The 6616-nt window shown below is 72.9% G+C and carries 8 protein-coding genes; 2 read left to right on the top strand and 6 right to left on the bottom strand.

Annotated features, from left to right (window positions below; translation table 11 throughout):
* On the top strand, positions 1-763 hold a 763-nt coding region (locus DBR36_RS18150; RefSeq protein WP_219927672.1), incomplete at its 5' end, for an antibiotic biosynthesis monooxygenase.
* A gap of 4 nt (positions 764-767) precedes the next feature.
* On the opposite strand, the gene yiaA is transcribed toward DBR36_RS18150, so the two are convergent.
* Positions 768-1235, bottom strand: a complete 468-nt coding sequence (gene yiaA, locus DBR36_RS15925; RefSeq protein ID WP_108320686.1) for an inner membrane protein YiaA — start codon at positions 1233-1235, stop codon at positions 768-770.
* A 226-nt stretch (positions 1236-1461) separates the two neighbouring features.
* Between yiaA and DBR36_RS15920 the strand changes: the two genes are divergently transcribed.
* The gene (locus tag DBR36_RS15920; protein ID WP_108320685.1) at positions 1462-2418 is read left to right on the top strand and encodes an NAD-dependent epimerase/dehydratase family protein; all 957 of its coding nucleotides are present in this window, start codon (positions 1462-1464) and stop codon (positions 2416-2418) included.
* On the opposite strand, the gene DBR36_RS15915 is transcribed toward DBR36_RS15920, so the two are convergent.
* The 5 genes from DBR36_RS15915 to DBR36_RS15895 all read right to left on the bottom strand — a co-directional run.
* Positions 2415-2981, bottom strand: coding sequence for a ribonuclease H (locus DBR36_RS15915; RefSeq protein WP_108320684.1), 567 nt, complete (start codon positions 2979-2981; stop codon positions 2415-2417). The two genes, DBR36_RS15920 and DBR36_RS15915, sit on opposite strands and share 4 nt — an antisense overlap.
* Positions 2982-3062: 81 nt before the next feature.
* A complete protein-coding gene (gnd, locus tag DBR36_RS15910) occupies positions 3063-4124 on the bottom strand; it encodes a phosphogluconate dehydrogenase (NAD(+)-dependent, decarboxylating) (protein ID WP_108320683.1) in 1062 nt (353 codons plus the stop codon).
* Between the two features lie 81 nt (positions 4125-4205).
* Positions 4206-4724 (bottom strand): bifunctional nuclease family protein, encoded by a 519-nt coding sequence (locus tag DBR36_RS15905; RefSeq protein ID WP_108320682.1) that lies wholly within the window; start codon positions 4722-4724, stop codon positions 4206-4208.
* Between the two features lie 49 nt (positions 4725-4773).
* Positions 4774-5394, bottom strand: coding sequence for a response regulator transcription factor (locus DBR36_RS15900; protein WP_108320681.1), 621 nt, complete (start codon positions 5392-5394; stop codon positions 4774-4776).
* Positions 5391-6616, bottom strand: a 1226-nt coding sequence (locus tag DBR36_RS15895) for a sensor histidine kinase (RefSeq protein WP_308810973.1), incomplete at its 5' end; no start/stop codon positions are given. The genes DBR36_RS15900 and DBR36_RS15895, both read right to left, overlap by 4 nt.

Raw genomic sequence — 6616 nt, 5'->3', positions numbered from 1 at the left:
GTGCGGGTGGGTGCACGAGGCCTTCTACCGCGACGGCTGGCCGGTCGAGGGCGCGGAGCCGGTGGCATCCGTCGCCTACAGCGTCCTTCGCCGCGACTGGGCGACCGGCATGTCGACGCCCGTGCCGCGCAATCCCGAGGTGACCCTCACCGGAGAGCTGCGGTGCGCCAACGCCGCCGAGGCGGAGCGCGTAAACGCCCACCTCGCCGAGCACATCGCCCTGACCCGCGCCGAGCCGGGATGCCTCTCGTTCGACGTGGCCCCCACCGCGAGCGAGGGGATTTGGCGCGTGTCCGAGCGCTTCGTCGACGAAGCGGCGTTCGACGCGCATCAGCGGCGCGTCGCGACGAGCACGTGGGGACGAGAGACCGCGGGGATTGAGCGCTCCTACGTCATCCGCGGCAGGGCTCGGGATGCCGAGAGCCTCGCCGCCGCGGCCTGGTCCGCCGAGGAGCGTCTGCTGAACCCTGCCGTGCGCGCCGATCCGCGGCAGGTCACCGCCCTGCTCGATTCCTCGTTCGGAGAGATCGGTCAGTCCGGTCGCCGGTGGACACGGGACGCGATCGTCGCTGCCCTGCGGGAAGACCCGGGGGCGGACGACGCTCCCGAGATCTGCGAGAAGGAGAGTCGCCTCGTCGGCCCCGACAACGTGCTGCTCACCTACCTGCTGCGGTTCGAGGACCGCGTCAGCCGCCGATCGTCCCTCTGGCGGTTCGACCCCGCACCGCGGTGCCTGTTCCACCAGGGGACGCCGGTCGCCTGAGGCGTCAGCCGATGGTCGGGTATCCGGGGTGCTCGACGGGTGCGGGATCGGGGTGCACCGAGCGGAAGGCGGCGAGGTCGCGGACGTTCTTCTGCACCGCGACGACGGCGAAGAGGCTCATGGCGAAACCGATGCCGTAGAACCCCTTCTCGGAGAGCAGCAGGTCGGCGTTCCACAGTCCGACCGACATGAGGGCGAGGGCCACGAGCAGCATTCCCCACGCGACGCCGAGATAGGCGCCCGTGACCGGGACGTCCTCCGCGCGGTCGCGGACAGCCTTCTGCACCGAGATCGCCGCGAAGAGCCCGAGGAGGAAGACCGCGAGGTAGAAGCCCTTCTCCGAGAGCGCCATCTGCGCGTTGTACAGCCCGATGAAGTACACCGAGGCGCCCAGGCCGAGGGCCACCCACGAGGCCCCCACGAACGCTGCGGTCGGTCGGCCCAGCTGGTGATGCGTACGTACGTCGGTCATGTTCCACTCCTTCGTCGAGTCCCCCCACGGAGACGTATGCCGTGGGCGAGAAGTTAGCGGAAGGCGTATGCCGACTCCGCGATGAACGCCGGATTCACGGGCCCGGGCGGCCGCCCTGGCGACGACATCACCCTCCCGGTCACCCGCTCCCCCCGTTCACCACGGCCCCGTCCGCCGTCCGCGAAATCACTCGCTCAGACCGGCCGCCGATGGTGGACTGAGCCGCATGCGACAGATGCTCGTCCTCGGGGGAACCGCGTGGCTCGGTCGCGCCGTCGCGGCGCACGCCGTCGCGCAGGGCGCCGAGGTGACGTGCCTCGCCCGCGGCGAATCCGGCGACGCGCCGCCTGGCGCCCGGCTGATCCGCGCCGACCGGCAGGACCCGACGGCGTACGACGCCGTGCGGCGCGACTGGGACGAGGTCGTCGAACTCTCGTGGGATCGCGGGTTCGTGGCATCCGCCCTCGACTCCCTCGCCGATCACGCCGCGCACTGGACCCTGGTGTCGAGCGTCTCGGTCTACGCCCGTTCCGACACCCCCTTCGCCGACGAGACGGCGGAGCTGGTCGAGCCGGCCGATCTCGAGCAGTACGCGGATGCCAAGGTGCACGCCGAACGGCTCACCTCGGCGGCCGTGGGCGAGCGCGCCCTGCTGGCCCGGGCGGGGCTGATCGTCGGTCCCGGCGACCCGACCGACCGATACGGCTACTGGCCCGCCCGCTTCGCCCGCGGCGGGCGGGTCCTCGTCCCCGACGCGACCGACCGCTGGGTTCAGGCGATCGACGTCGACGATCTCGCGGCGTGGATCGTGTCGGCGGGACGCGCCGGGATCACCGGACCGGTGAATGCGGTCGGCGAAGCCCTCCCCCTCGCCGCGGTGCTCGCGTCCGCGCGAGACGCCGCCGCGGCGGACGGCGAGACCGTCGTCGTCGAGGACGACGTTCTGACCGCTCGCGGCGTCGCCTTCTGGGCGGGGCCCCGCTCACTGCCGCTCTGGCTGCCCCGCGACGCCGACGGCTTCGCCCGCCGTAGCGATGCGATGTTCGTGGCATCCGGGGGTCGACGCCGGTCGCTCTCCGAGACGATGCGCAGATCCCTGCGGGACGAGCGCGAGCGCGGGATCGACCGCCCGCGACGGGCGGGCCTGACGCCCGCCGAAGAAACCGAGGTGCTCGCCGGCTAGCGGCCGTTGCGGTCGGCGGCCGAACGCGGGGGCGCCGAGCCGACCTCGAGCTTGTCGAGTCCGCGCAGCGACGTCCAGATGAGTTCCTCGCCCTTCGCCGCGTGCTGCGAGGCCCGCACGGCGCGCTCGTCGGCCCACGAGTTGAGCACGTGGCCGGAGTGCCCGCGCACGTGTTCGAGGACGACGTCGGGCAGGCCCGCGGCCCGCCGCGCGTCACGCGCAGCGATGAGCGCCTCGAGGATGCCCTGGTTGGCGACGGGCTTCTTGGCGCTCGTCACCCAGCCTCGGCGACGGTGGCCGTCCATCCACGACGAATAGGTGTCGATGGCGTACTTCGAGTCGGCCTGCACGACGAGCTCGCGCACGTCGGCGTGGTCGGTGATCGCGTACAGCAGGCCCAGCAGCTCGCCGATGTTGTTGGTGCCCGAGGGGATGGAGCCCGCGGCCCAGTGCCCGTCTTCGCCGACCCACGCCCAGCCGGCGGGACCGGGGTTGCCCTTGCAGGCGCCGTCGGTGGCGACGACGTAGCGGTCGGTCGAAGAGGTCGGGGCGGAACTGCTCATCCCTCTAGTCTCCCCCGGCCGGCACCGTGTCGACGACGCGCCCCGCCCCCGATGCCGGGCACGGCGGGCGGGGCGTGGCGGTCAGTCGCGACCGCTCTCGGCCTTCTTCTGACCGGCCTCGAGCACGTCGCCGGCGGGCAGCTCCTGGTGTCCACCGAACTGCAGGCGCATCGCCGAGAGCACCTGGTTGGCGAAGTGGTCCTCACCGCGCGACGCGAAGCGCTCGAACAGCGAGGCGGCCAGCACCGGCACCGGCACGCCGGTGTCGACGGCGGCCTTGACCGTCCAGCGCCCCTCGCCCGAGTCAGAGACGCGGCCGGCGAGGCCGTCCAGCGTGGGGTTCTGCGAGAGAGCGGCGGCGGTCAGGTCGAGCAACCACGACGAGATGACCGACCCGCGCCGCCACAACTCGGTCACGCGCGCCGTGTCGATGTCGAACTGGTAGTACTCGGGCTCTTCGAGCGGGGCGACCTCGGCCGAGTGCTCGCCCTGGTGCAGCCCTGCGTCGGCGTTGTTCAGCACGTTCAGCCCCTCGGCGAGGGCGGCCATGATGCCGTATTCGATGCCGTTGTGCACCATCTTCACGAAGTGCCCGGCCCCGGAGGGACCGCAGTGCAGGTAGCCCTGCTCCTCGGTGGTGTAGTCGCCCTCGCGGCCGGGGGTGCGCTCGACCTCGCCCGGCCCCGGGGCGATCGTACGCAGGACCGGCTCGAGGTGGGCGACGGCCTCGTCGTGCCCGCCGACCATCAGGCAGTAGCCGCGTTCGAGACCGAAGACGCCCCCGCTCGTTCCCACATCGACGTAGTGGATGCCGCTGTCGTCGAGCTTCTTCGCCCGGCGGACGTCGTCGCGGTAGTTCGAGTTGCCGCCGTCGATGATGATGTCGCCCGGCTCGAGCACCTCGGCGACCTGATCGACGACCGTGCCGGTGAGACCGGCGGGGATCATGAGCCAGACCGCGCGCGGCTTCTGCAGCTTCGCGGCCAGGTCGGCGATGCTGCTCGCGCCGGTCGCCCCCTCGGCGACGAGGGCGGCGACGGCATCCTGGTTCACGTCGAAGACGACGCAGTCGTGACCGTCCCTCATCAACCGGCGCACGATGTTGGCGCCCATCCGTCCGAGTCCGACCATGGCGAGTTGCATCAGTTCCCCGTTCGTCGTGGGTGACGGCCGCGACGCGCGGCCCCCTGGCGAGTCTAGGAGCGCGCGGGACGCGGCGGCCCGTCAGCCCTGGAAGTCGTCCGGATCGACGTCGTCGAGGAATCGCCGGAACTCCGCGACCCGCTCCTCGTCGCCGCGGTCGGTGTCGGGCTCCTCTCCGTCGAGCTCGACCGCGTCGCGGGGAACGCCCGCCTCGGCGAACACCGTCTCGGCGACCCACAGCGGGGCGTCGACGCGCGCGCCGAGGGCGATCGCATCCGAGGGCCGCGCGTCGAAGGTCCGCTGTCCCGCGGGCGTGTCGAGCACCACCCGCGCGTGGAAGGTCCCCTCGTCGAGGTGGGTGATCTCGACCCGGGACACGGATGCCGACAGCTCCCCGAGCATCGCCGTCATCAGGTCGTGCGCGAGGGGGCGGGGGCTGCCCGTGCCCTCGATCGCGACGAGGATCGACATCGCCTCCTGCGCCCCGATCCAGACCGGGAGGACGCGTTCCCCGTCGGCGAGGGGATCCGCGGGCGAGAGCAGGATGACGTGCTGCTGGGCCGGATCGAGGGCGACACCGACCACGCGCACCCGGATCATCCCCCCATCGTACGGGCGGCTCCTGGGCGCAAGAGCGGCGGCGACCGGATCAGCGCAGGATGCCGAGACCCCGTGCGCTCGCGACGGCGGCGGTGCGCGAGGTCACCCCGAGCTTCGAGAACACGTGCGCGAGGTGCGACTTCACCGTGGCGTCGGTGATGTGCAGACGGGCCGCGACCTCGGCGTTGGACGCCCCGCGCGACACGAGCTGGAGCACCTCGATCTCGCGCGCCGAGAGCGTGACGCGCGGTTCGCGCAGTCGGGCGAGCAGTCGCCCCGCGATGGCCGGGGCCAGGGCGCTCTGCCCCGCCGCCGCCGCGCGGACGCCCGCGAGCAGTTCGTCGGGCGGCGCGTCTTTGAGCAGGTAGCCGCTGGCTCCCGCTTCGACGGCGCCGAGGATGTCGCCGTCGGTGTCGTAGTTCGTCAGCACGAGGACGTAGGGCGGCGCCGCGAGCGCGCGCACGCGACGCGTCGCCTCGGTTCCCGATGCGCGGTCGCCGAACTGCAGGTCCATGAGCACCAGCTCGGGCACATGCGCCTCGGCCAGGGCGACGGCCTCGTCGGGGGTGGCCGCCTCGCCCACCACGACGATGTCGTCCTCGGCGTCGAGCAGCGCCCGCACCCCCGCGCGCACGACGGGGTGGTCGTCGGCGATCACCACCCGGATCACGACGGCCCCACCGGCAGGGTCACCGAGACGACCGTCCCCCGTCCCGGGGCGCTGACGACGTCGAGCCGGCCGTCGAGCTGGTCCACGCGCTCGCGCATCGCCCGCAGGCCGAAGGAATCCGTCGGGGATGCCGAGCCCTGGAGGTCCGCCGGGTCGAAGCCCACGCCGTCATCGGCGATCCGCAGCCGCACCGTCCGCTCGTTCCGGGTGAGACGGATGCCGACCCGGTCCGCGCGCGCGTGCTGCGCGACGTTCGCGAGCGCCCCCTGCGCGATGCGCAGCAGCGCCGTCTGCGCGTCCATCGGCAGGACCACGTCGTCGTCGATCACGACGTCGACGTCCATGCCCTCGCTCGTGGCGCGCTCGGCGGCGAGTCGGGTGAGGGCGGAGCCCAGTCCGCTGTCCAGGCTCGGCGGGGCGAGCTCGCGGATGAACCGGCGCGTCTCGGCGAGACCGTCCGCCGCCGTCCGGCGCGCGAGCCGCACGTAGTCGAGGCCGGGGCCGTCGGCATCCGCCCGCTCCGCCGCGTGCAGCAGCATCTGGATGCTGGACAGTCCTTGCGCGACGGTGTCGTGGATCTCGCGCGCGAGGCGCGACCGCTCGGCCAGGACGCCCTGCTCGCGCTCTGCCGCGGCCAGGCGGTCGCGCGTGGCGATCAGCTCGGCCATGAGGGCCTCGCGCTCGGCCGCACGGCGCTCGAGGGCCGAGTAGCCCAGACCGATGAGCAGGGCCACGCCGGCGCCCACGATGGGTCCCACGACTCCCCCGACGGTCAGGCCGCCGTGCACCGCGAACGCGACGATGGTCACCGCCGTGGTGGCGACGACCGCGACCGGGCCCACGGCCCGGGGAAGCACGTGCAGGTACAGGAAGAACAGGGGGAAGACGAGATACGCCGCCTCGGGCACCAGCCACACCAGCGATGCCCACAGCAGGGTCAGCGCGGCGACCCACGCCACGGCGAGCGCCCGGCTCCGCCGTCGGGCGACGGCGATCCCGCACAGGTAGACGAACCCCAGCGCCCCGCTCAGGGCGAGGGCGACCGGCGAGCCGTCGGTGAGCAGGACGCGCACGACGACCAGCGCCAGCAGCCCGCCGAACAGGACGTGCAGGCCCAGGCGCAGGCCCGCGAAGACGGGGGCGAGGGTGCGGTGCGGCATGTCGCCCTCCACAGTACGGATGCCACGACGCCACGGGATCATCCGAAAGGTGGAGACCGAGT

The sequence above is a fragment of the Microbacterium sp. HMWF026 genome (assembly GCF_003061325.1).
In the GTDB taxonomy this organism is placed as follows: domain Bacteria; phylum Actinomycetota; class Actinomycetes; order Actinomycetales; family Microbacteriaceae; genus Microbacterium; species Microbacterium testaceum_E.
Note: the sequence above shows the minus strand (reverse complement) of the source record. Positions and strands in the feature narration are given on the sequence as shown.